Raw genomic sequence first — 23,034 nt, 5'->3', positions numbered from 1 at the left:
TCGAAACATGGACAACTCGCTCACTCCCAACTGCAACGGGAACGGATCGTTTTAGCTAATCCGCCCCGCTGCGTATAGACAACGTGCTGTCCAGTGGCTTCGCCTTCGTCCAGAATGGTCCAGCTACCCAGCATTGGCCAACTGGTGCGAAACTCGCCCTTGGGCATGTGGATGCTTCCATTTGATCCAACGACCCCTTCGGTCGACACAGAAAACTCCTGTGCCGACCCGGGGAGCGCTCCGATTGGGCTAATCAGAGCGAGGCAACCCAATAGACGTTTCACGTCTCAATTTCCCTGAACGGCGCGAAGCACAGGATAGAACTGGGTAAACACGAAATCGGTATCTGCGTTGGATTCATGACAGGCGTTGCAGGATTCTGCTGGGAAGGCCTGTGCTGTTTCAGCATAGGGTTCGCCTTCGTGCCCAAAACTGTAATAGACCCAGCCGCCCGGTTCGCCACTGAACCGTTCCGTATCTTTGACCGTCAGTTCAAGACCGACGAATTCGCCCTGAAAGTACCCGTTGCCGGACACTTCGAAACAAGCGCCATCTTCTTCGGTGCAATTGCCGCCTTCGCGGATCATCACCAATTCTTTGGCAATCTGCGTACCATTTGCCCATTCACCGGTTTCTGCAAAATGGTCATAGGCCGAAGGTTCGACATAGACATTGTGAAACTCTGGAAAAGGAGCCTCGCCGTCATTCAGGGCATTGGGGGTCAGTGGCGAACCGATGAAAACCCAGCGACGGTAATCAGTGGGAACATTGACTGACCCGTCGTCATTAAAGGCCGCTTCGGCAATATTTTCTGCTGAGGATTGAGCCAGAACTGCACCCGCCAAAGCAAAAGCGACAATTCCTGTGGCAGCAGCGTAGTGTGGTAGCTTCATCGAGAGGTCTCCTTGTGGCTGACCTCAAATCTAGTGCATCCAATCATATATTTTAGTTATGGTATGTATAACTGGCCCACCCGCCCCGCTGAGGTACAAGACCCTATGGAACTTCGTCGCATTCGATATTTTCTTACCGTCGCACGCACACTCAATTTTTCTCAGGCTGCGAGAGAATTGAAGATCTCGCAACCTGCATTGAGTAAAGCAATCCAGCAGCTTGAATCGGAATTTGGCGGATCTCTGATCCGAAGAGAAGGGCGTTTGACGCACTTGACCCGCCTGGGTGAACGCATGCGTACCTCTCTTCAGGAGGTGGAGGATGCAGCAAGTCGCGCTGCACAGCTTGCATCACGGATTGCGAAGACCGAAACCGCATGTATCCGTATTGCGATCATGTGCACCATAGACCCAGGCAAGGTAGGCCGTTGTCTGGCGCAGTTCCAGCAAGACAACCCGACGCTGTCGATTGAGCTGTTGGATTTCACCGCTGCAACGATTCAAGAGGCGCTATTGAATGGCAAAGTCGATGTCGCAATCATTGGCAGCCCTGTCGAAGCTGTTCCACGAGTGCGCACCCATGAATTGTTTCAGGAACGCATGGTGATGTCCTGCGGATTGCAAAACCGGTTGGCTCAACGCGAGTCGATCCCTCTGAAGATGATCGCCGAGTTTCCCTATATAGACAGGTTGCGATGCGAGTTTCGGGATATGATCTTGTCGATGGTTGACAAGAACGATGTGAACCTGAATGTCGTGGCCAGCAGCGAGCGGGAAGATTGGATAAAATCATTGCTTGCGCAGGATCACGGTATCTCAATCATGCCGGAAAGTTCTGCCAGTTCAGCGGGCCTGAAATCAGTGGCCTTGCGAGACCAGAATCTACTCAGATCGGTTTATTTGACGATCCCCGCTGGACGCGAAGACCTGCCCCCTGTTCAGGCGCTGATTAAACACGTCAAATCGTTTTATTGATCACTTGCGTCGGGGTAAGCGAACGCTTTTGAATAGTCTGACTGACACCAACGTAGTAAACGCTCCACGTCCAAAGCAGGCTTTCGTTGGTATCGTGTGCAATTGCATTGGGCGTACCATAACGCAACTCCTCCAACAAACCAAAGCGGACATTTGTCCACACTGCGGCATGTGGTAGTTTGGGCTCATACCTGTCTTTCGCCGCCAGGTTCAAGAATGTCGGCTTAGGGCCGTCTTAACAGCACATCTCGCCGACTCCGATTCAGGCCATTTCGAGAATGGACGCCGGGTAGCTTAGCTCTCAATTCGCGGCCCCACCACCCGCACAGGCAATCCTCGACTCGCAGGCTGACCCCGCTTGTGCGCGCGAATCCGTACAACCTTTCCGTTCGAATAGTGCCTTTCATGCTCAGCGACCCAGTGCTCCACTGGTGTTGCACGTCCAGAGGCTTGAACCTGTTCGAACTGCCGCCGAGCCTCGCGCTCGGTCAGGTGCCGCTCGCCTGCAGGCCCGATCTGGATCGTGATGTGCGACCGGAGCGTTTCGGCCATCCAGGTTTTGCCGAATTTTCGTGCCGCCTTCGCCTGCGAGGTCGAAAGGCTTGGAGCTTCGCGCGATAACAGGTCGTCCTCGTGTGCGGCCAACGCAGCAAATAGCATGAAACCAATCACCATCTCGTAGGTTAAATAACCTTTGTGCGTTTCTATATGTTCCTTCAGGTCGTGCTGCTGGTCGCCGGAACTGAGTTGCATTCGCGATAAGATGACGTTGTTCTGCAGTTGCCAGTTTGCGTTGCTGAAGTCGAGGCGGCCACCTTGAGACTTGTTGAGAACCAGTGTGACAGGTGAGTCCCAGAAATTGCGATCAGTGATGGCAGTGAAAAGTTGAACGGTCATTTTGTCTGGAGATCGATTGTCGAATAGGAACCCGCGCTGATGCCAGATACTCAGCTCGTCTTCGCTCATGGTCGTTAGGCCGCGTGCTACACGGTCCTCCCAGAGCTTTCGGCTGTCATACTCGACCCAAACCAAATCCTGCGGGAAATCAACTTCGCGCACATAACCTTGGATGTGGGCCTCCGGTCGATCCTCCCAAGGCATACCTTGGACATCCATTCGAAGGCTATCGAGGTAGTTCGCAGCGCGGTGGTCGAGCAGGTAAATCCGGGCCGCGGCGAGATCGTGCAAGATACCCTGCCGTTGTATGCGGGTTTCCTCCGTTGGACCCACACGCGCCACGAGATCGTACTCATCTCCGGATAGGCCGGTTTCGAGGTAGCGCCCATACTGCAAGGCGATTGTCTTGTAGAGTATCATCTTATGGCCCCAAAACAGAAACTGGCGAGATCTCGATGTCCCGTGCGCCACCTCTCTTTTACGATCTTATGTGCCGCAAGCAATCGCTCTTTGTTTCTATGGTCTACGTGCGAGGTAGAGGCGCGATTAAACAGGTTGAAACACGATTGGTCGCGCTCAACGCAACTGCGCTGCCTAGGGCGGCTTCTAAATGTCTACTGTAGAATCGACAGTAGATAGCAATGAGGAAGCGCCATTTAACTACATGTTATTGAATAATAAAATTACGAATCCGGACACACTTAGTTGTTGCCACCGAATCAGATCAGCCATATTATCGGTCAAGCCGTCAATGTGCATTGCTGGGAGAATTCCGTGAAACTTCGTAGGGCCGCAGAGACGATAAAGTTTAGGCTTCTCATGGAAGCAGGCCTGACAATTCAGGAGTTCTCCGATCTCATAGGGCGGCACCAAAGCACTGTCAGTCTGGTGATTGGCGGTCGCAGAATAAGCCGCCCGGTTGTGACGGAACTGGCCAGCGTGCTTCGCGAAGATCCCGACGAATTGGCAACTTATTTGCTTAGCGACCAGAATGAGGTGCCTAAATGATTTAGCGAAATCACCTGGATGAAATGAAACAGGCCCCGCAGCGCAAAGCGTGCAGAGCCCGTTGTTAGTTTGGTCGCTACTTTCATCCCACGCAACCACGTCGAAGTCAACAGGCGCCTATCGGGCCAACGGCTTGGTGCGCCTGTTTCCTCCATCTTCTTTCGAGACTGGGATGAATTCTTATGTTCACCAAAAACTTGTCGTCTACAAATGTGGCTTCGCTCCCTATGCCCCGTGATCTGTCGGGCATGCCTGAAGTAATACGTCGGCTAAACGCCCGAGAGCTACGCGATGAAGTTCAGCTACCTGACCTGACGGTCGACGCGGATCCACCGATCCCGTATCAGGGCAATCGCACGATAAATCCCAGATCGCGTGGGGCCTGCAGGTTGTTTTCCGTCTTGCCTGACCTGCCGACAGGCCGTCCGCGCATATATGGGCTCGACAGTCAGTTGGAATATCACCACCTTGCGCTTGTTCTCTCAAACCCATCGGTTGAACAAGTACAGGAATAATTTGGGCCAATCCCATTTCGGGACGAAGACGGAAACCCCCAAAACCATTACTTCGACTTGGTCGCGCGCTACAAATCCGGCCGTGTGGTAGCCATCGCCGTGAAGCCGACCGAGCGACTTCAATCCGGGCGTTTCTTACGCGAACTCAGGCAACTTAGAGCTTCAGAACATTGTTCGCAGTTTGATGAAATCCGTTTGGTCACTGAGAACTGCTTCAAAAGGTTAGATGCTACCAATGCTTTGACCTACCTAAAGTTCAGGCTCTTTCCAGATTGGGATGTCCTTAGTCGTCTTGATGAAGTTATCCCGACAATACGCGGCATTCTCGCGATCCACGATTTGATGAAGCTTCTAAAGATGGGGGGGCGGAGCTACCGCTCGATTTATCGGGCCATCTTTGAGGGAAAGCTCGAAAGAGTTAGCCCAGGCAAGATCAATGAATTCACTCTGATCCGGGCTGCGGCATGAGCAGGAAGTTCCGGTTTTCGAAATCAGACCTCTATCTGATTGATCGTATCCCCTACCGCTTTGTTGCATCCCACGCCAAGTTTGCAACGTTTCGCAGAGACGACGGATCTGAAGTTACCGAACAGTTTTCGTGGGAGCAATTGGATCAAATTGTTGGCGGCCCATCCTGGGATTGCATCAGGAAAACTGTAAATCAGGCTGACGCGTCGCCAGTCCCTGACCCTTATCGGTCGGTCTGGAACGAAAGCAAGAAGCAACAGATACTGATCTTTACGAGATGGTTCTTTGTTTGCGCCCTCGCAAAACTGCACTCTGAAGAAACAGTCAAACTGACGCCCTGTTCGGTCAAAGAGAATATGGGCCTAATCAGACTAGAAGCCGTGCTAAAAGAGTCTTTGGACAGCTTTCTGCAAGAATATCAAACAGCGAGGACTGTGGCACAAGCTAACGGCGTTTCTGTTGGGACAGTGAGGTCGATCATTGCTCGAAAGCAAATATCGAAAGCCGCTGTCGTCAAAGGCACCCCGATCTACCGTAAGGAAGATGTGCGGGCGCTGGTGTAAACTGTGACAGTCCTACAAGATCCACACGATCCTGACGGATAACGGCATCCAATTCACCAATCGCAAGCAAGACACATCAGCATTCAAACACATCTTCGAACGAACCAGACCGATCCATTCTAAATCCAACCCACCACATTCCTGGACTGAACACCTAGGCCCTTGTCTTACAACGCTTACCTGAAGCCAAGCAGCACTATGGCCGTTTTGACCCCAAAACCCCTCAAAGAAACAAACCCATTCTATCCAGAAAGCGCGGCGGCTATGCATATTACCTTGGCAATTGTTATCGAGTGAGTACTTGCAAAGGTCGGCGAATTGCGCTGGAATCGGAACGAAATGCATTATGTCCGAAGTGCAACACCTTTGCGCTACTCAAACAATACTCGATAGCCATGCCCATCCCAGGGGCGGAATTCCTCCAGCATAGCGTCTACCTCCAGAATAAGGCTGTCGGCAGCCTCGCGACTTTCACCGTCGCATAGCTCTGCTGCTGCAATTCCCATTGTTACAATCAGATGCAATGGAGCCGCAGGGTTGCGGTGGTCACTCGCGTCATCTTCTTGGTCGTTTAGGACACCGCCAGCGGCCAGCTCGCGCAACACCAGCGCTTTATTCCAGAGCGAGGACAGGCGCTCAGCTCCGGCCGATCCTGTGAAGGCCTTCGACAAGAGACGCGTGACAGGACCAAAGGGCGGATGGCCCGCAAGGCCAAAAGCTGCCCAGGAAAGATCCGCGCCGCTCGTCCCACGAATGAATTGCTCCGGCTTAGTTGGGAGCAGCGAAGCAAGATGAGCCGGGATGTTCTGTGCGTCCGGAGCCAGGCGGCACGCTGCTTCAAGAAGCAGCGCATCACGTCCCGTACCGGGATCGAAGCTTGCCCAACCACCGTTCCGCGCCAGAGCCTGCGCGGTTCGATAGGTCCCGTCTTCGAGGCCGGAGCGCCCATCCCGCTCGCGTTGGTTGGCCTGCCCCAGCAGGTCGGCGCACCAGCGCCATGCTGTGACACCCCCTTCTGCGCGATTGCGGACCACTTGTGCGACGTCGTTGGGCGTGGCACGTACCGCCTCAGTGTCGAGGGGCATATACCTCAGGTGTCCTTCTGCGCGCCACAGAAGCAGTGGCAGCGCAAGACCGCGCGCCGCGCCATGCCTGCCGATCCAACCGCCTTCATCCCAGGCAGACGGGGCATTTCGAATGGCGCGTGCCCAGGCCTCAAAACTTTCGACGTCCAGATGGACCCACTCAAGGCAGAGCACAGCATCAAGTGGCGATGGCATGCTCTCGAGCAGATCTATCGCCACGTCTGGTGCGGCATGCGACAAGGGGGCCATCAAGCAATGGATCGGTGTGACGAGCGTAACTTGTGAAGCCCACAAGAAGGTCGTTCGCAACTCGTGAAGGTTGCGCTTTTCAGGCTGGGCCCAGTCTGCGCGAGACTGAAGAATGGCCTGACGCGCGCCCTCAACAATTTGATTGGGTTCATCGGCCCTTCCGTCATCGCGAAAGACTGGCGGTTGGGCAAAAGCGGTGCACAGCCCTTCGACAATATGGTCGCGGAACGTCGCATTCACCAAAGCCTCTACGACAAGCTGTTTTCCGACCGGCGTACTGCAGTCCAAGCCAAGCCGATGCGCTGCATCGACAGGCGGCAGGTCGGCCGCCTCCGCAAGGGCAACTTCTGCACGCAGGCCATCCCCGATCCGCAGCCATGAGCCGCTGTCCTCCTGCCGAATGCGCGCCGCCAGATCGGGAGAGATGGGCTCAACAGCGGTTGCGTCTGTTTCTGGGTCGCGTCGGGAGGTGGCAACGTCATTCAAACACCTCCCTGCCTCAAGCCGTTGAGACAGCGATCGGTACTCCGACAAAAAATGCTCCATCTCCACGCGAACTCGGTTGGAACGGTCGATATCCTCATCCGGCCAGTGCAAAGTCATCTCTGGTTTTCCTTCAATGCATTAAACCCTATCGAAACACCTCTTCCAGGACGGGTCTTCGGGCATATCATTTCGCCCCCTCAATCGGTGCCGCCTTCAGCCAAAGCTGCATCAATCGTTTGCACACAGGCCGAGCCTCTCTCAGGCGCACCAGCATGGTGGCCTGTTGGCCAACACCGTTCAGGCTCGCACCCAAAGACCAGACCGCCCTGTCGACCACCAGGAAGCGATCATGCAGTGCATTCTGCGGCATCCGCCGGACGGTAACACGTCGGCCAAGTTCTCTCAGCGCAGTGATGCCTTGGGGAAGCGCGACAAATGCGCGGCCTGTCGTGCTTTGCTCCGCCGTCAACATGCGGACCTTGGCGCCCGTACTGAATGCACCATAATCTGCAAGGTCCAACCCATCGGCGTAAGGGTCGACCAATGTGATCACGTTTCGCGCCTTTGACAGGATGCCGTGGATCACATCGCGCGCCTGGGTCGGGTCATCCAGCCAGAACTCCGAAGCTTGCGCACGCCTGAGACGACGCAGTTGCGCGCCCTCGTTAAGGCGGCCAATAGGCGTAAGGGGCGTTCCAACCTGTACCGTTTCAACGCTTGCGACCTCTTGCACAACGCGCGACGAAGACGGTGCTTTTTTCCCGCGACCATCCTTGCCTTCGATGGTGATTTTTCGTCCCATCACATGGCTCTGCGAGTGGGTCGAGCGCCCAAACCCAGTCATCGGCATCGCGGCTATGACACCACGGTCAGGATGAACCACATCCCATGCGATCTCTCGAACAGGGCTTCGCCGAGGTATTCTGACCGGATCGTCACCCTGCAAGCTGAACGTTTTGGCCAAAGACAGCCCGCCATGGCGCTGCTCCCGCACCACCAGTTCCAGGGGCTTGGCCGGAGCCACGCGCCAGTCCGGCTCCGCGACGATTGTCTCAACGCCCGCTGCGTCCCGGTCAAGGCGCGTCGCCAGATTGCGCAACTCTGGATCTGGAGCGATCAGCACCGCCGAACCAAGCATTTCCGGGTAAAGCGTAAAATCCACCCAAATCCGCAAACGAAGCCACTCAAAGGCTTTCTGCTTCTTTTCTTCGGCAAGGTCTCGAAGAGCGTCCACCGCAGGATCCCCAACAGACAAACGTCGATGTACCCGCACCGCCTCTCTGTTTTTGCCAGAGAAAGGATCAATTCGATCATCCTCCGCAGGCCCGGGAAAGACCGATGGTGGGATCGGCACCACCAGCGCTGGCCAGATGTCATCTGACCATGAGGGTTCATCCGCGAGGGGGCCATGGCAAAGCGCGCGGCCAATATGCGGTCCGGTCGCATCTGGAAGCGTATTGAGACGGCGATACCAGTCAAGCGCAGCCTGAGCTGATAAAGCCACACGACGGAACATCAGCCGCCCTGCTTTTGTGGAAAGGCTGGGCGGGAACCCTTTGTCATCAAGCGGCGTCTCATCCGGCAGTGCCCGCCCGCGCGGCAGCATTTCAACGGAAGCAAAGACAAGATGCGGGACCTGCGCACCTTTTGGCTGCAAACAACTGAACCGAACGATCGCGTGCTCGAACGGGAAATCAACTGGAGCCATCTTCATAAACCTATGTGCTGCTATCAATGCGAACCGTGTAAATCCGGTTCAGGGCAAGACGGCACATCTTTGCCCCGATTGCCATCAGATTAGTTCAATCCGATGCAATTGCGCTACAAGACAAGGCCAAGGAATACGACCCTTCTAAAATCGGCTTTCAAACGGACATTGGGTGTCCACTGCCAACCATCAACGCTTGGGGGAAATTTCCCCCCAACTTGGTCATACCTGCAGCGATTGGACCGCGGTCACGGGCATCACAACAAATGCCGCAAGGCCGGAATACCTCATTTCAAGGGGGTCGATCACAACGTTAGCTGTTCGGAGAAAACTGTAGGGAGCGGGGCTGTCTCCCCCCTCTGCCGTCCGCGGTCATTGAACGGTCCCGTGCATACCAAAACTCAACTTCTGCCTGGACAAAATCGAACTTCATTTTGGACCAGCTTAGCGATTTACTTCGACATCAACATGTTAAGGTTTCACCAGAGTCAAAATCTCGCTGGACGGCACATCATCGTATGACGTCTAGCTTGAATTTAGATTTATCCAGCGAGAAGACGTACTTAGCCTAGCCAAGACACAAACCCTGATGAAATCTGCGCCTGTACGTGGTTGTTCCGCCTGTCTTGCGGTCTGAAAGTCAAAACTGCCCTCTTCCCGCCCGGAGACTGCATGCGCTCCTTTGCGCCGCCCATAAATTTGTCGCGATGGCTGGCGCAGTTCAGTACCTTGGAGTTTCTAAAGGAGCGTGACATGGCCAATTGGTACACAGCAGACCTGCATTTCGGTCATGCGCGGATCATTGAGTTCTGCAAGCGGCCCTACAGCTCCACAGAAGAGATGAACGCGGCCCTGATCCGTAACCTGCAAAACTGCGTCGGGTTTGATGACGACCTCTGGATCCTTGGAGATTTCGCCTTTGAGCAGGCCTCTGATACCCAAAAGTTCGAAAACTGGTTTCACCAGCCCCCCCGGCCGAAAGCATCTGATTGTGGGCAATCGCGATGATGAGGCCGTTGCGATGCTGCCATGGGACAGCATTTCAGACATCAAAGCAATCAAGGATAGCTCCCAAGCGCTGGTGCTCTGCCACTATCCGATGATCACCTGGAACGGCGCGCGCCGCGGGGCCCTGCAGCTTTTGGCCATGTCCACGACCAATGGGCAGGCTCGCGCAACAGCATCAACGTTGGCGTCGATCAATGGGATTTTCACCCGGTGCAAATCGGCGATATTCAGCGCCGGGCAAGGAAGCTGCCCGTGAACAAACACTGGGCTGACGTCGAGCACGGCAACGAATTGGACTGAACCGCCTCACGCGCGTTTCTTCCACGACTTCCCTATGTAACTCTCGGAGAGTTATGCCCTCACAACCACCCTGCAATTGCTCATTCTGTTCAGCGAGTTGCAACCGCACCTTGCTGGAGAGACAGCGGGAACAGGACGGGTACGATGGATTGTAGGGAAAGTATGTTACGCGCAGATAGTGGGTCCAGCAAAGCCGATTTTCACAGTACATCCTAAGGGGTATGGCCGCCTCAATCGGATATGCAAACCTGCTCTCATGGGATCTTGAATGCCCCCTAAACTGGGCATCCGGTGATAAGAGCGTTGGGGACTATTTCCAATTTCCAACGCGCGATCGAGACCTCTCGCTACTTTGCGATAAGAACGCTGGAGCCACATCTGAACGACTTACCCAGATATTGCGCGGCTTTAGTTACACCACCACCTAACTCAAGTAGCGAAACAGATACCGACCTTCTGTAGCTCCATTGAGATTGGGTCCTTCGCAATGGCTGCTATGGCGCTCTGTTATTCGGCACGGCCGGTGAAAGCCCCTCATACGGCATTATGGCACGGTAACGCGCCTTGGATGAAATCATGCGCAAGGCATTTTGTCTTCTTCGCTGCTTGTTGGGACGAGCTGTGCATCCACCGAAAACACGATGACACTGAGCAATCATGCGATAAATAAAAGATCCGCAAATACACTGGTCCTTCCACCGTTTTTCTCCAGGCCAACTGATGACGATGGGATCGTAGACTTCTATCAGCAATTTGTGCGCCGCCTTAGGACGAATGCCCAAAACATCGTGCTCTACCATTTCCCTGAAACTGCCGGTGATGAGCTAAGCGTGGACGCAATCCAGCGCCTTGTGACCACATTTCCAAATGCATCTGCGGGTCTCCAGGACAGTTCCGGCAACCTTATTTCAACATTTACCTTCATTAATGCGTATCCTGATCTCGCCATACACTGGCGACGACCACCTGCTTTGGCCGGTATTGGAATATGGCGGGCATGGCACCATCACGACTACAGCAAATTTGTCCCCCAACGTTCTCCGGGATATTGAAGAAGGGTGGTCACCACCTAAGGTCCGCTCAGGGCCAATGATGGAAGTCGCTCGTAGAAATGGCAGTGTGTATCCCGCGGGCGGGCAAACGCAGCAAGGCCCTGATGGCAACGGTTACACTCCAAATGAACTGCGCAAGCAAAACGAAACGACGGGTACGCATTCTCTCCATTTTACTCTTCGCGGATCTCAGCCTACAAGCGGGAAACCGTCTGATGAGCGACGTCAAAAAATTTGAGAGAAGGCGTCCCCATGGCCACAAAAACGAAGCTGCACCCCCGCAATCAACATTCAGAAGGTTATGACTTTGCACGTTTGGTCGCGCAGACCCCTGAGCTTGAAGCCTTCACAATCAGCAATCCATCCGGTCAAGCGACAATCAACTTTCAAGACGCCGATGCCGTCCGCATGCTGAACCGCGCACTGCTAAAGACACATTACGACATTAATTCTTGGGATATTCCCGCAGGCTATCTATGTCCGCCAATCCCAGGCCGGGTCGACTATATCCACTATCTCGCCGATTTGCTTGCCCAGAGCAACAACCAAGAAATCCCGCGAGGCCGTCATATCAAAGTGCTGGATATCGGCACCGGTGCTAGCCTAGTCTACCCGCTTACCGGACAGCACGAATACGGTTGGCACTTCACAGGCGTTGATATCGATACAGGCGCGATCAAATCCGCAATGAAAATATGCGCATTCAACAAGTTGGATATCGCTGTTCGGCGTCAGAACAAACCTGAGAACATCTTTCGCGGAGTAATCCGACCCAAAGATCGCTTTCACTTGACCATGTGCAATCCACCGTTCCATGGATCAATTGAGAAGGCGAGCAAGGGGACCCAACGGAAATGGGCGAACCTTGGCAAAGGACGCTCGACACAACTCAACTTTGGAGGCCAAAACGCTGAACTTTGGTGCCCCGGCGGCGAGATTAAATTCGTTGCGCGCATGGTTCAACAAAGCATGGAATTCACGAACCAGTGCCTGTGGTTTACCTCCTTGGTGTCCAAAAAAGATAATCTCCAGCCTCTCTCCCGCATCCTAAAGAAAGCCAAGGTTGCTGAGTTTAAAGTCACCGACATGGCACAGGGACAAAAAACAAGCCGTTTTATCGCTTGGACCTACAAGTCTAAGAGACAGCGCGCCGCCTTTGCAAAAGAGACCTAACTGACCCGGCCTTGCTGGCGAAATCTGGACTGGCACCACCCTCCATCACGGCCCTCGCAAACGTCTGGATATCAAGCCCAAACTGATTAGCGCGCCCGAATGGCTTGTGAGTACGGCAGATCGGATGTTTCGCGTTCGGCGGGCCCGGGCAACAATGCCGCATTGTGGCGTTCCTGCAATGTACCGTCACCGCCAAGCACGCCCAAACCATCCAAGTATTGCGGCAATCGGCCCGACAGGATCAAGCTTTTCCGAAGAGGCAAATCCGATTTCAGATTGCGCGCCAATCCATAGACCACTGTTGTGCAATTGGCTGAAATCGTATTGTAAAACCTGGGCTTACGTTCAAGCTCCTGGGCCAAGCCAACATAGGACATGAATAGAGCGCGCCGCTGGTCTGGAGTCAAATTGACTGGAAACATGCGAACCTCTTCGCCGCGATAATCGGTGCGCAGCTTGACAATATCCCGTTCGGTCGCGCCAATCAGCACCAGTTCGAACTGGCGGAAAAACCCACCGATTTCACTGAACTTCTCACCCTTTTCGCGGCGAATCTCAACAGAGAACACCACCCGTTTGCCATCGGCGAACCCGAAACTCACCAAAAGATGAGCAATGTCAGGGTTGCTCCAGACCGAGGTTAGCATCTCCACACTGTCCAATTGGTCCAGGTCAAAGTCCTGCGTGATCCAACGTTCTGTGGCGCTGTCTTCGCTCTGCCACTTAAAATCACGCAGATTGGTCAAGGTGACATGAGAGCCATCCACCAGAGCCTTAACCCCTCTGGACACGTCAGTGGCCCATTCGCGGTCCGCACGCGGCTGAATTGTCTGATACCAGCCCGTCACCACCACGGCAGAGAGGACAAACCCCAGCCAACCCCAGCTCCGTTTATAAATACGTGCAGCAAGGGTCGCCAATACCAGACCAAACAGCAGGCCAAGCGCCAAAATGCGGGGAACACCCGACAGGTTCAACCAGATCGCGGTTGTCGACCATGCGCCGTATGCCAAAAGGGTGAGACCAAAGAGCCCATGGAAGAAAATATATGCGATATGGATCATCGTACTGCTCTTAAATCAGAAAATCGGGAAGAAAACTTGGCCCGCGCGCAGGTATCCGACGCGGGCACGGCAACTTAGTCTTCGTCTTTGGCTGACACTTCGGCCAACATACGTTCGGTGCGCGCCTCTTCGATCTTGTTGTAAATGCGATCGCTTTCTTCCTTGTCACGAATAGCCTTGGTGACGGCAGCAGTGGTATAGACAAGCATTAGCGCCGCCATGGCATAATACCCTTTTGCCGTAAAACTTGCCTGAAGCGACCAGATGCCGCCTGCCATCATAACCGTCGCAATAGCGAACATGATATAGGTGAAGCTGTTCCAAGCCTTCTGGGTCACTTTGGGAGTATGTTGGGTCATCACTATTTTCCTAGAAATTCTTCAGATTTGAGTTGTGTTTCTGCTGCAGCACCTGCACGCCTTGGGAATGAGGTGCGGGTCTAGTGTCACGCAGACGCCGTCGTTTTGGACCGCAGCCGTGCCAAGACATCTGCCGCCTCTGAGCGCAAAGGCGCGCCACAGCCCGCTGCAGCCAGACGGGCACTTGTCGCTTCTGCACTGGACGACGCGTTGAGGTCGGCCAAGGCCGTCTCGACTTCTTCGGAATGGAACTGGCGGGCTTGCAGACGCTCTAGTGTGTTTTCGGCCTCTCTAAGGCTGGTCAACACACCATCAGGCATTGTGCCGCGCAATTTCTGGGTGCGTTGAGCGGCATCGGCAATCTGTTTACCACGCTGAAGGGCGCGCAGGCGTCGCTCGGCCAGAGTGACCTGTTCACGTAGCTTGGAAATTTCGCCTTCGTATTGCGCAATCGCGATCTCGCAAGCGCCCCGCTCTGCCTCCAGTTCGGCAATCGCCGAGGCAGCCTCCATCGCCAGATCCTCGCGATCCTTTTGCAAGGCGTCCAGCGCGCGATCTTCCAGATCCGCCAATTGCCTTTCTACATTGGCGGCTGACTGTTTCTCTCGTTTTGCATGCGCCATCACCACCGCCACGGCTCGCTTCGATTGTGCTAACCCATTTGCAGCATCGCGCAATTGCTGCTGCAGGATTGGCAGAGCATTGGCATCGGTGATCGCCTCAGCCATGTCGTGACTGCGCCCGCGGATCAATGTGGTCATCATCTTGAACATACTCTATCACTCCGTTATGAACGACGTTCAAAAATGTAGATAAGGCAAAAATGAACGGCGTTCAAGATATTTTTGAACATCGTTCACAAAAATTATTTGGTGACGTATGGGAAACAATCGGGACGAGAAACGCGCTGACCTGCGCAAGCGGTTGATCGACGCTGCAGAGGAACAGATCGCAAAGCACGGATGCGCCAGCCTCAAAGCAAGGGCTGTGACAGCGCAAGCCGGATGTGCACTGGGCGCGCTCTATAACGCTTTCGATGACCTCGACACGCTGATCATGCACGTAAACTCGCGTACACTTTCGCGACTGGGCGAAACCCTGCAATCCGCACGCCCAGGCCCCGAGGCCACAGCCGAAGATGTCATGCAGGCGCTTGCCGCGCACTATGTCGAGTTCGCCTGTAAAAATCGTCTCCTGTGGATTTCACTGTTTGAGCACCGTCCACCAGAGGGGCAGGACATCCCAGACTGGCACCGTCAGGAACATGCCGTTCTGATAATGGGGATCATGGCACCGTTGAAACGGTTGCGCCCCGATCTGAACGAAACCGACCTCGCCCTGCGCGCCCGCACGACATTCGCGGCAGTGCACGGAGTTGTCCTGCTGGCGCTTCAAGGCCGGTTCGTCGGCGTGCCATTGGCATCTCTTTACCAAGAAGTCAGCGCGCTGGTCTCCGCCATGACCCGCGGAGCCCATCTTGCAAGCGAGAACTAGTCGTTGCTCTAGACACACTGTTGAAATCTTAGCCGCGCAACGTAAGTCCGGTTCGGCGAAACTGCATAGCGGCGCGGCTTGACCCGATGAATGTCCAGTAAGGACCGTCTGCGAAGACGGCCCATGTCTTTAGATTGCAATGACTTCCGAGATGGCCAAGGCATCTTCAAGCTCGACACCTAGATGTCAAACGGTGCTGTCCATCTTCGTATGGTCGAGCAACAGTTGTACCGCACGTAGGTTGACGGTCTTGCGATAGATATGTGCAACCTTGGTTCGTCTCATAGAATGGGTTCCAAATGGTGTAGGATCGAGATCGATTGACTTAACTCAATCCGGAACAAGCCGCGCATATTGCCGGGTCGAAATGTGCAGCCATACGTGAAACCGGCTGGGCCACAGGTATTCCGAACCAACCATCAGCGGCTCCTCCATCCATTTCACAATTGATTTGCGTGTGCCCTCGGTGATCTCAAACCGCACGGGTCGCTGAGTCTTGTTTTGTATGATCGAAGCCCGTTCCTTGATCTGCCCCTAGGTGTATATGTCCGTGACTTTCAGTTTCACCAGATCACATCCACGAAGCTTGCTATCGCTCGCGAGATTGAAGAGCGCCAAGTCGCGATGGTTCTCCACTATTACGAGACGCATAGGTATTGCCCAAACATGTTTTGGCATCAGTGGGTGTTTTTGTCCCACGACGCGGTCTTTGTTCCAGTCAGAGCGACAAACTCGTATGGCCGGTAAGTTTGCAATGCTCATGACGGTTCCTCCCATCCGCCAGGATCCACCACAGAGCCAACCAGACGTCGGCGTCTCAAGATAACATACTCATTCATGTGTACCTGCGGCAAATTCCGGCTTCGGAACTCTATCTGTAATTATAATTTCCTCGCTGCGTGCGCTCGCAGCACGCTTATCGCTGCTCGTGCGTAAATGTCTACGCGGCATCGCGGTAGGAATAACAGCCGTTCAGATAAATAGCGGTGGGGATAAAGAACCGAAGGATCACGTGCCGGACTAAAGCGACAATGAAGTTGGTATCTGAATGACCTATCTTAGGTAAGAATTCTAAGTGTAAGGCTGATATTGCGAGGTATTTGAACAGATGCCTTTTGAAGCTGCCACTTCACCACGCAACAGCAGTTTTCGCAAAGTTGCGCGTCTAGCGATCGACAAAAAAACACGTATCCGAGAGGCCTTACTCGAAAAACGACGGCTGTTCGTCACATCTACTACACCTAACTTATAATAACTGATGGGCCGAAAATCTGACAATTGCACTCGTAACTTTTGTCTCTCTAAAAATTCAAACCCACATTCTTATGCGTGGACAGACAGCCAGCCACAAACAGGGCTTCGTCTTTGCCCAGTTTTGGTTGTTGGCGAAGGCCAATAGTAAACTGAACGGTCGCCGCCAAGTTTTCCAATGGAGCGCTTAGCTCCTGTTGGGCCTTCAAACGCCATTCCAGGCCAGCACCGTGCAGCTCCTGCGCTTCGAGTAGCAACTCTTTCGCCTTTTCTGGATCAGCTTTTCTGCCCTTCAAGGCACGCCGTGCTTTACCAAGCAAGGAACCGATTTTCTCAGCCCCGGCGATACCACGCATTTGCTGTTCAAGGGATTCAATCTTAGCCATAACGTCTTCGGCACTGTCGTTGGTCACAGCTGAAACCAAAGGCTCAAACTCAGAAGAAACATTCCCATAGGAATCGCCTGCCAATGCAATCGCCTGCAGAGACGCCAACGCATCCCAGGTGCCATCAACCGAACGACGATAGGTAGCGCGCGCCTTGCTTTCAGCTTTCAGAACCTCAGTAAACTGCGCATACTCATCATTCCACTCAGAAGGAATTTGTGCGGCAAGTTCGTCATTCTCAAGCTGTAACTCAGCAATACGCTGTTGCGCCCTTTCAATGACGACCTCGTCGCCACGAGCACGAGCGATCTCAGTTTCCGCTTGCTCTACTTCGGCATCATTGGCCCAAATACGCCTTTGAATTCCGCGCACGTCGCTATGCAAAGGACGATAGTCGACACCAGCATCCACAGTCGCTTGTTCAGCAAACTTAACCTCGTCGATCAGAGTAAAACTGCTTTCGACACCCATCAGAACCGAATCCAAATCCTTTGCGACCGAATTAGGGAGGAAGCCTAGATCCACCGCTCTCACCCCAGCAAGTGCTGCCTGAATGGAGGCCTCATCTTTAGCCAAGGCCTGATCAACGTGGTCTTCCAAACAAACTTGAAGGCGCGGGTTCCGTGGTGGTGGCGCAGTTTCAGACAGCAAAGACACGCGATTGGGGAGGTAGTTCACCAATTGCGGGTAGAAACCGACAATCCCCAATGCGGCCAGCTGCAGTAGGATGAACGGAATAACCCCTCTATACATGTCGATGGTTTTGACCACCGCTGGGGCGACGCCACGTAGATAGAAAAGGGCGAAGCCGAAAGGCGGCGTGAGGAACGACGTCTGAATGTTCAAACCAATCATAACACCCAACCAAACGGCGGTGATGTTGGCGTTCGGATCTGCAAGCAAAATCGGTGCCACGATAGGCACGACCACCACAGCAATCTCGATGTAATCGAGGAAGAAGCCCAAGACAAAAATAACAAACATCACGATGGCAAATTTTGTCCAAAACCCGCCGGGCAACCCTTCGAGGAAATGTTTAACCAGTTCTTCACCACCAAAGGCACGGAATGCCGCGGTCAACATTGCTGCACCCAACAGGATCACAAAAACAATAGAGGTGGTTTTAGCTGTTTCCAGCATCACCTCAGACAGAGTGTTTTGGATTCGATAGGTCCGGACGCTGCTCCAAGTTAGAGAAATCAGCAACAATACAACGGCAACGGCCCCAATCCAGATACCAGTTTGATCATTGCTGGATTGAATGTTTTTGACATTCATATCGTAGTTAAGCAGCGCAAATGCAGCCAAACCTATAGAGATTAGTGCTAAAATAGCTGGGTAATAGGCGTTCTTACCGCCCTCTTTCAGTCGATAGCCTGCCATGATAATAGCACCGGCAGCACCAATAGCACCGGCTTGGTTCACCGTAGCGACGCCACCAATGATCGACCCGAGAACAAGAAAGATCAGTGCCAAAGGTGACACCAATGTCAGACACAACTTGGCAATGTACCGGCCAGTGACCTTAGCATCAAAGGGAACAGTTGGCGCAGCGGCTGGGTTAATCAGCGCACGCACCAGAATATAGCCCATGTACAGGCCTACCAGTAGCAGGCCGGGAATAAAGGCCCCCAAAAACATTTCACCCGCGCTGGTCGATGTCACGTCAAAGGCTGATGGCATAGACAATTCGCCAGTGGTTGCTTTGTGCAATGCTTTGCGCGCGCTTGAGGCCTGATCTGTTGCGCTAGACAACTGATCGGCCAGAATAATCAGAACAATCGAAGGTGGGATGATTTGCCCCAATGTGCCGGAGGCCGCGATGGTCCCTGTCGACAAAGGGACGGAATATTTGTTGCGCAGCATAGCGGGCAAAGAAATCATACCCATCGCCACGACAGTTGCGCCCAAAATCCCAGTTGTTGCAGCGAGCAACGCACCCACAAACACCACCGAGATACCCAATCCACCAGGCACCGGACCAAACAACTGCGCCATCGCTACAAGCAGATCTTCGGCGATCTTTGAGCGTTGCAGCATAATGCCCATGAAGATGAATAACGGGATCGCAATCAGCGTGTCTCGTTCAACTTCCCAATATATGCCCCGCAGGTTTGTCACCCCTGCGGTTAACCATTGCGACAAACCGCCTGAGTGGAAATAGGCATCCATATCGCCCGCAAACAAAGCACCGCTCGCGGCGGCTAAGCCGATTGTTAGAATGGCAGAGCCGGGCAAAGCAAAGGCCACAGGATAGCCCGAAGCCAAGGCTCCGGCCATCAGGATCAACAAAAGCGCAAGAAAGAAAAGTTCCATTGGGATTGCCTTAATGTGCTGCAGGCGCGGTTTGCCGCTTGCCAGGGTCACCGCGATAATCGGCGTAAGCTTCGAACAGGTAACTTACGAATTGGATCAACATGGTGATCGCAAACACCGCTAAAAACGCGGCCATCTGATATTTGATAAACAGGCCGGAAGACCCCGTCTGCGAAATCTCGAAATTGGTCACAGGGCTATTGATGATTGCACGGGCATGCCCAAAACCAATCACGATGATGGTCCAGCATGTTGTGATGCCAAGCAACACAGTACCAATCCCGTTGACTGCGCCCTTTTTGCGATCCCGGAACCCGGCATACAAAACATCAACGCGCACATGTGCATCAGCAAACAAGGTATGGGCCGATGCAAAGAGAAATAAAGCCGCATACCAATAGCGCACGAGGTCACCCATCAACGCCTGCTCATAAGAGAACAAAAAGCGAGAAATCACGATCACCAGTTCGGCCAGAACGATCATAAAGGCGAGCCAAGTAAAGCCAAGTCCCCGTGTAAACGCTGCCACCACAAACCCGCATAAGATTAAAGGAATATGGATGTATTGCCCCACAAAGTGTGAGCGCGCAAAATTCTTAACTAGGGTTTCGCCTGTGAGCATAACCAGCAGATTCTCGACTCTCATAAAGGCAATCACAGTGTCAAAGAGACCAACGAAAAGCACCGCGAAAAAGCAACCGCGGATAATATAGACATTTGCTCGGTTGATCCGTTCTGCATCCTCGCGCAATTCAAGCGCTGGACCGCGAAAGACGTAAATAACCGGCAAGATGATGGCCATGCCCATTAGGACCCAAAATGGGTAAGATTTCGCGAGGCCAGAACCAAGCTCTAATGGTCCAGAAAAACCCGCAGACACAACCAAAACGTTGTTCAACAAAAGCGCAACAAGGACCGCCAGATTGATCCAGCCAAACGCACGCATAAGGGAAACGCCCCTATTCATAGATGGTGGTGTCGGTGTGTGGGGCTCTTGAGAGATCGAGGCAATTGTCATCACGCTCTCCTTGGCAGACAGAGACGCAAATGAAACCGAACCAAGGCCCGGCTTCATTCGTTTTACAAGGTCTTCGAATTAACCGAGGTCGAACACCCGGTTACGTTGACGTGAGAATGCAACTTCAGCACTTGCGCGGTAGCCACCAATTTCGCGCATCGCATCCATATATGCGTCGCCAATTTTAGCCGCCATTGCAGAATGGTCGCGAGTTTCCTCGTGAACTTCGATCGCCGCTTCGCCAAATACGTCCCAAACGTCTTCGTTGAAGTTGCGCAACTCAACACCGTGCTCATTTACCAAACGTGCCAAGTATTCGCCATTTTTCGCAGCAACTTCTTGTGCACCCAAAGCGTTTTCTTCCTGACAAGCAGCGCTAATAATCGCTTGTTCCCAATCGCTCAGGTTTTCCCACCAAGTCTTGTTCAGACCAAATGCATTACCGCCGCCCGGCTCGTGCATGCCTGTGACATAGTAATACTTGGCCGCTTCATAAAGCTTCAGGAAGTAGTCATTGTAAGGTCCGACATATTCTGTCGCATCAATCGCGCCAGACACCAAGTTTTCATAAATCTGACCACCTGGCAAAGATACTGTGGACACGCCCAATTTAGACATGACGTTGCCGCCAAGACCCGGAATACGCATCTTAAGGCCACGCAAATCTTCGGGTGAGTTGATCTCTTTGTTAAACCAACCGCCGGATTGTGTACCAGTCGAACCACATGGCAGTTTTTTCAGACCAAATTCGGCAGAAAGCTCGTCCCAAAGAGCTTGGCCACCACCGTAATTGATCCATGCATTCCACTCTGGAGAGGTCATGCCGAAAGGAACGCCAGTAAAATACGCAAAGCCCGCATGTTTGCCAGTAAAGAAGTAGTCGGCGCTGATGTAGGCTTGCGAGTTGCCGCCTGCAACATCGTCAAATACGTCGAACGCTCCAACGCGCTCACCTGCCGCAAAGTATTCTGCGCGAATACGGCCCTCGGACAATTGGTTGATACGCTCAACAAGACGCTGTGCCGAAATTCCTAGACCCGGAAAATCCCGACCCCAAGTTGATACAATAGTCATTTCGCGCACAGATTGCGCAATTGCAGGCGCGGCGAGTGTTGTTGCAGCAGCAGTTGCCAATCCTGCTCTACTCAGAAAATTACGTCGATCCATTTTTATCTCCCAGTGTTGGTGTAGTACAGATTGTCTCTGTTTTCGTTCTCCAACCGATAAGTTTGAAACCGGTCCCATCGGCCCAAGCTAGGGTCCATCTAGAAAGAACCGTCGCGGATCGTCAAAAAGCCAATGCCTATGGCAGGTATAGCTAAGCGAGAGGTTAACGAATTTTAACATTTAAAAAATGAAGCGGTTAGTTTTAATTGATATTTATATTTAGGCACTTAGGGCATCCAGAAACCAATAATCGCGAACCGTAACAATGTGTGAGCTCAGCGAGCGCTGAATGTAAACCGATTATCCAAGGTGATTTTTTGATTAAAAAGTAAGCATATACATCGAGCAATGTTGAGGCATCCCGGACGCTCTGCAACATCACTCGTGTGTGCAGCGTTAAATTGCAGCTGTCACAATAAATTCGACAAGATAATCTGGAGTTGCAAGCTTGGCCTCACCGCACGCACGTGCTGGCGGAGCCGCCGGGTCGATCCAAGCATCATAGACACTATTCATAGCAGCGAAATCTTCCATATCCGCCAACCAGATCACAACTTGCAGCAGCTGCGATTTGCTGGATCCGACTTCCGCCAGCAATTTGTCGACCGCATCCAGGCAGTCTTTTGTCTGGGTTTTGATGTCAGCACCTGCAGTGCCAACTTGTCCCGCCAAATAAGCTGTGTTGCCATGGACAACTGCTTGGCTCATACGAGGGCCAACGCCGATATGCTTGATAGTCATAATACTCTCCTAGTCGTTCTAACTGCTGTTGGATACTTAACCAGGCATCAAAAGGCGATCAGAATAGCTATTTTCAAGCATAGGCTAGCGCTATGATTGACAAACAGTTTTGTTCGTATCAACAGGCAACTTTGGTCCACGGTCGCGATTTTTCTATTTCAAACCTCAGCGATACAATCGATTTCCACATCGAAAGGCAGCGGTCAAGCATCAACAGCGATGAACGAGCGAACAGGATAAGGTGCACTGAAATAGCGTTCATAGACCTCGTTAACCGGCCCAAAATGCGCGGTATCAGTCACATAGATGGTAACCTTAACCACCTTCTCCATGCTTGAACCCGCGCCTTCCAGCGCTTGTTTCATGATTTGCAGAACGGCCTCTGTTTGCTCACCTGAGCTACTCCCGGAAACCGGACACTGACGTAAGCTACGATTTGTTGTCTGCTGATCTTCACAACGAAGGAGATCGAAGATGTCGAAACGGAAGCAACATTATCCAGAGTTTAAGGCCAAGGTCGCGCTAGAAGCCTTGAAAGGCGAGGAGACGGTCAGCGAGTTGGCCAGTCGGTTCGGCGTGCGTCCGACAATGATCTATCAATGGAGGCGTGCGCTGCTGGAAGTGGCGTCTGGCGTCTTCGAACGCGGAGGCCGGAAAGCGCTGGAGGTTGATGAGGAGCAGGTGAAAGACCTGCACGCCAAGATTGGGGAGTTGGCCGTCGCCAACGATTTTTTGGCAAGAAAGCTCAAACCCTGGACCGGCAAGTGAGGCGTAGGATGATTGAGCCGAACCTGCCTGGCCTGTCTGTTGGCAAACAATGTGCGCTGCTGTCGATCTCACGGTCGTCATTTTACTATG

23 protein-coding genes and 3 pseudogenes are annotated in these 23,034 nt (G+C 53.1%); 12 read left to right on the top strand and 14 right to left on the bottom strand.

The annotated features are described in order from the left end of the window. Window positions 1-20: 20 nt before the first annotated feature. Together BLP79_RS12915 and BLP79_RS12910 are read right to left on the bottom strand one after the other, a co-directional pair. Entirely contained in the window at window positions 21-284 is a 264-nt protein-coding gene (locus BLP79_RS12915; protein ID WP_090219591.1) for a hypothetical protein, read from the bottom strand. A gap of 3 nt (window positions 285-287) precedes the next feature. After that, window positions 288-893, bottom strand: coding sequence for a cytochrome P460 family protein (locus BLP79_RS12910; RefSeq protein WP_090219590.1), 606 nt, complete (start codon window positions 891-893; stop codon window positions 288-290). 63 nt (window positions 894-956) lie between these two features. Here BLP79_RS12910 and BLP79_RS20285 point away from each other — a divergent pair. Beyond that, window positions 957-1,172 (top strand): annotated as a pseudogene (locus BLP79_RS20285) (LysR family transcriptional regulator); the annotation flags it as partial. A gap of 15 nt (window positions 1,173-1,187) precedes the next feature. Then, window positions 1,188-1,868 (top strand): LysR family transcriptional regulator substrate-binding protein, encoded by a 681-nt coding sequence (locus tag BLP79_RS12905; RefSeq protein ID WP_232716504.1) that lies wholly within the window; start codon window positions 1,188-1,190, stop codon window positions 1,866-1,868. Window positions 1,869-2,162: 294 nt separating this feature from the next. Here the strand turns inward: BLP79_RS12905 and BLP79_RS12900 are convergent, their stop codons facing one another. Further along, a complete protein-coding gene (locus BLP79_RS12900; RefSeq protein ID WP_139163213.1) occupies window positions 2,163-3,185 on the bottom strand; it encodes a hypothetical protein in 1,023 nt (340 codons plus the stop codon). Window positions 3,186-3,539: 354 nt separating this feature from the next. On the opposite strand from BLP79_RS12900, the gene BLP79_RS19540 reads away from it, so the two are divergent. The 4 genes and pseudogenes from BLP79_RS19540 to BLP79_RS20280 all read left to right on the top strand — a co-directional run. Next, window positions 3,540-3,773 (top strand): helix-turn-helix domain-containing protein, encoded by a 234-nt coding sequence (locus BLP79_RS19540; RefSeq protein WP_139163212.1) that lies wholly within the window; start codon window positions 3,540-3,542, stop codon window positions 3,771-3,773. A 182-nt stretch (window positions 3,774-3,955) separates the two neighbouring features. Then, window positions 3,956-4,288 carry a hypothetical protein gene (locus tag BLP79_RS19535; RefSeq protein WP_139163211.1) on the top strand — a complete coding sequence of 111 codons (333 nt, stop codon included), beginning with the start codon at window positions 3,956-3,958 and terminating at the stop codon, window positions 4,286-4,288. Between the two features lie 464 nt (window positions 4,289-4,752). After that, on the top strand, window positions 4,753-5,319 hold the full coding sequence (locus BLP79_RS12885) for a hypothetical protein (RefSeq protein WP_090219581.1): 567 nt from the start codon (window positions 4,753-4,755) through the stop codon (window positions 5,317-5,319). Window positions 5,320-5,332: 13 nt separating this feature from the next. Then, a pseudogene (locus BLP79_RS20280) lies at window positions 5,333-5,467 on the top strand (IS481 family transposase); the annotation flags it as partial. Window positions 5,468-5,690: 223 nt separating this feature from the next. Here BLP79_RS20280 and BLP79_RS12880 read toward each other — a convergent pair. Continuing rightward, complete coding sequence (locus tag BLP79_RS12880; protein WP_090219579.1) at window positions 5,691-7,256, bottom strand: hypothetical protein; 1,566 nt, start codon at window positions 7,254-7,256, stop codon at window positions 5,691-5,693. Window positions 7,257-7,323: 67 nt separating this feature from the next. Beyond that, window positions 7,324-8,847, bottom strand: coding sequence for a VPA1262 family N-terminal domain-containing protein (locus tag BLP79_RS12875; protein WP_139163210.1), 1,524 nt, complete (start codon window positions 8,845-8,847; stop codon window positions 7,324-7,326). Between the two features lie 753 nt (window positions 8,848-9,600). Between BLP79_RS12875 and BLP79_RS20010 the strand changes: the two genes are divergently transcribed. The 4 genes from BLP79_RS20010 to rlmF all read left to right on the top strand — a co-directional run bounded on the left by BLP79_RS20010 (window position 9,601) and on the right by rlmF (window position 12,380). Next, on the top strand, window positions 9,601-9,855 hold the full coding sequence (locus tag BLP79_RS20010) for a metallophosphoesterase family protein (protein WP_232716506.1): 255 nt from the start codon (window positions 9,601-9,603) through the stop codon (window positions 9,853-9,855). Continuing rightward, window positions 9,839-10,111 (top strand): hypothetical protein, encoded by a 273-nt coding sequence (locus BLP79_RS20005; protein ID WP_232716508.1) that lies wholly within the window; start codon window positions 9,839-9,841, stop codon window positions 10,109-10,111. Before BLP79_RS20010 ends, BLP79_RS20005 begins: the two co-directional genes overlap by 17 nt. Before the next feature lie 634 nt (window positions 10,112-10,745). Next, window positions 10,746-11,207: a dihydrodipicolinate synthase family protein gene (locus BLP79_RS20275; protein ID WP_408607954.1), complete on the top strand. Its 462-nt coding sequence runs from the start codon at window positions 10,746-10,748 to the stop codon at window positions 11,205-11,207. A gap of 252 nt (window positions 11,208-11,459) precedes the next feature. Further along, window positions 11,460-12,380, top strand: a complete 921-nt coding sequence (gene rlmF, locus BLP79_RS12860) for a 23S rRNA (adenine(1618)-N(6))-methyltransferase RlmF (RefSeq protein ID WP_090219573.1) — start codon at window positions 11,460-11,462, stop codon at window positions 12,378-12,380. Window positions 12,381-12,466: 86 nt separating this feature from the next. On the opposite strand, the gene BLP79_RS12855 is transcribed toward rlmF, so the two are convergent. From BLP79_RS12855 to BLP79_RS12845, 3 genes are all read right to left on the bottom strand, one after another. Beyond that, window positions 12,467-13,444, bottom strand: a complete 978-nt coding sequence (locus tag BLP79_RS12855; protein WP_090219571.1) for an Lnb N-terminal periplasmic domain-containing protein — start codon at window positions 13,442-13,444, stop codon at window positions 12,467-12,469. Window positions 13,445-13,518: 74 nt separating this feature from the next. Continuing rightward, the gene (locus BLP79_RS12850; RefSeq protein WP_090219570.1) at window positions 13,519-13,803 is read right to left on the bottom strand and encodes a YiaA/YiaB family inner membrane protein; all 285 of its coding nucleotides are present in this window, start codon (window positions 13,801-13,803) and stop codon (window positions 13,519-13,521) included. Between the two features lie 86 nt (window positions 13,804-13,889). Beyond that, the gene (locus BLP79_RS12845) at window positions 13,890-14,576 is read right to left on the bottom strand and encodes a PspA/IM30 family protein (RefSeq protein ID WP_090219568.1); all 687 of its coding nucleotides are present in this window, start codon (window positions 14,574-14,576) and stop codon (window positions 13,890-13,892) included. Between the two features lie 106 nt (window positions 14,577-14,682). Here BLP79_RS12845 and BLP79_RS12840 point away from each other — a divergent pair, with 106 nt between their 5' ends. Further along, complete coding sequence (locus BLP79_RS12840; protein WP_090219566.1) at window positions 14,683-15,297, top strand: TetR/AcrR family transcriptional regulator; 615 nt, start codon at window positions 14,683-14,685, stop codon at window positions 15,295-15,297. Between the two features lie 186 nt (window positions 15,298-15,483). Here the strand turns inward: BLP79_RS12840 and BLP79_RS12835 are convergent. The 6 genes and pseudogenes from BLP79_RS12835 to BLP79_RS20185 form a co-directional block, all read right to left on the bottom strand. After that, window positions 15,484-16,059 (bottom strand): annotated as a pseudogene (locus BLP79_RS12835) (tyrosine-type recombinase/integrase). A 539-nt stretch (window positions 16,060-16,598) separates the two neighbouring features. After that, window positions 16,599-19,250: a TRAP transporter large permease subunit gene (locus tag BLP79_RS12830; protein WP_090219565.1), complete on the bottom strand. Its 2,652-nt coding sequence runs from the start codon at window positions 19,248-19,250 to the stop codon at window positions 16,599-16,601. A 10-nt stretch (window positions 19,251-19,260) separates the two neighbouring features. Continuing rightward, entirely contained in the window at window positions 19,261-20,268 is a 1,008-nt protein-coding gene (locus BLP79_RS12825) for a TRAP transporter small permease subunit (RefSeq protein ID WP_232716510.1), read from the bottom strand. 78 nt (window positions 20,269-20,346) lie between these two features. Then, window positions 20,347-21,435 (bottom strand): TRAP transporter substrate-binding protein, encoded by a 1,089-nt coding sequence (locus BLP79_RS12820; RefSeq protein WP_090219563.1) that lies wholly within the window; start codon window positions 21,433-21,435, stop codon window positions 20,347-20,349. Between the two features lie 396 nt (window positions 21,436-21,831). Further along, the gene (locus BLP79_RS12815) at window positions 21,832-22,176 is read right to left on the bottom strand and encodes a RidA family protein (RefSeq protein WP_170830500.1); all 345 of its coding nucleotides are present in this window, start codon (window positions 22,174-22,176) and stop codon (window positions 21,832-21,834) included. Window positions 22,177-22,379: 203 nt separating this feature from the next. Next, window positions 22,380-22,652 carry a RidA family protein gene (locus BLP79_RS20185; protein ID WP_269799326.1) on the bottom strand — a complete coding sequence of 91 codons (273 nt, stop codon included), beginning with the start codon at window positions 22,650-22,652 and terminating at the stop codon, window positions 22,380-22,382. Here BLP79_RS20185 and BLP79_RS20000 point away from each other — a divergent pair. Further along, the gene (locus tag BLP79_RS20000) at window positions 22,651-22,944 is read left to right on the top strand and encodes a transposase (RefSeq protein WP_090219560.1); all 294 of its coding nucleotides are present in this window, start codon (window positions 22,651-22,653) and stop codon (window positions 22,942-22,944) included. The two genes, BLP79_RS20185 and BLP79_RS20000, sit on opposite strands and share 2 nt — an antisense overlap. Window positions 22,945-23,034: the final 90 nt, after the last annotated feature.

This window comes from Epibacterium ulvae (assembly GCF_900102795.1).
GTDB classification, from domain to species: Bacteria; Pseudomonadota; Alphaproteobacteria; order Rhodobacterales; family Rhodobacteraceae; genus Epibacterium; species Epibacterium ulvae.
Note: the sequence above shows the minus strand (reverse complement) of the source record. Positions and strands in the feature narration are given on the sequence as shown.

Excerpts from the sequence above, each read along its gene's own strand:
- BLP79_RS12830 (WP_090219565.1), bottom strand. The coding sequence starts at position 19,250 with ATGGAACTTTTCTTTCTTGCGCTTTTGTTGATCCTGATGGCCGGAGCC.
- BLP79_RS12825 (WP_232716510.1), bottom strand. The coding sequence starts at position 20,268 with ATGACAATTGCCTCGATCTCTCAAGAGCCCCACACACCGACACCACCA.
- BLP79_RS12885 (WP_090219581.1), top strand. The coding sequence starts at position 4,753 with ATGAGCAGGAAGTTCCGGTTTTCGAAATCAGACCTCTATCTGATTGAT.
- rlmF (WP_090219573.1), top strand. The coding sequence starts at position 11,460 with ATGGCCACAAAAACGAAGCTGCACCCCCGCAATCAACATTCAGAAGGT.
- BLP79_RS12815 (WP_170830500.1), bottom strand. The coding sequence starts at position 22,176 with ATGACTATCAAGCATATCGGCGTTGGCCCTCGTATGAGCCAAGCAGTT.
- BLP79_RS12905 (WP_232716504.1), top strand. The coding sequence starts at position 1,188 with ATGCGTACCTCTCTTCAGGAGGTGGAGGATGCAGCAAGTCGCGCTGCA.
- BLP79_RS20010 (WP_232716506.1), top strand. The coding sequence starts at position 9,601 with ATGGCCAATTGGTACACAGCAGACCTGCATTTCGGTCATGCGCGGATC.
- BLP79_RS12880 (WP_090219579.1), bottom strand. The coding sequence starts at position 7,256 with ATGACTTTGCACTGGCCGGATGAGGATATCGACCGTTCCAACCGAGTT.
- BLP79_RS12855 (WP_090219571.1), bottom strand. The coding sequence starts at position 13,444 with ATGATCCATATCGCATATATTTTCTTCCATGGGCTCTTTGGTCTCACC.
- BLP79_RS12820 (WP_090219563.1), bottom strand. The coding sequence starts at position 21,435 with ATGGATCGACGTAATTTTCTGAGTAGAGCAGGATTGGCAACTGCTGCT.
- BLP79_RS12910 (WP_090219590.1), bottom strand. The coding sequence starts at position 893 with ATGAAGCTACCACACTACGCTGCTGCCACAGGAATTGTCGCTTTTGCT.
- BLP79_RS12840 (WP_090219566.1), top strand. The coding sequence starts at position 14,683 with ATGGGAAACAATCGGGACGAGAAACGCGCTGACCTGCGCAAGCGGTTG.
- BLP79_RS12845 (WP_090219568.1), bottom strand. The coding sequence starts at position 14,576 with ATGTTCAAGATGATGACCACATTGATCCGCGGGCGCAGTCACGACATG.
- BLP79_RS12875 (WP_139163210.1), bottom strand. The coding sequence starts at position 8,847 with ATGGCTCCAGTTGATTTCCCGTTCGAGCACGCGATCGTTCGGTTCAGT.
- BLP79_RS20000 (WP_090219560.1), top strand. The coding sequence starts at position 22,651 with ATGTCGAAACGGAAGCAACATTATCCAGAGTTTAAGGCCAAGGTCGCG.
- BLP79_RS12850 (WP_090219570.1), bottom strand. The coding sequence starts at position 13,803 with ATGACCCAACATACTCCCAAAGTGACCCAGAAGGCTTGGAACAGCTTC.
- BLP79_RS19535 (WP_139163211.1), top strand. The coding sequence starts at position 3,956 with ATGTTCACCAAAAACTTGTCGTCTACAAATGTGGCTTCGCTCCCTATG.
- BLP79_RS12900 (WP_139163213.1), bottom strand. The coding sequence starts at position 3,185 with ATGATACTCTACAAGACAATCGCCTTGCAGTATGGGCGCTACCTCGAA.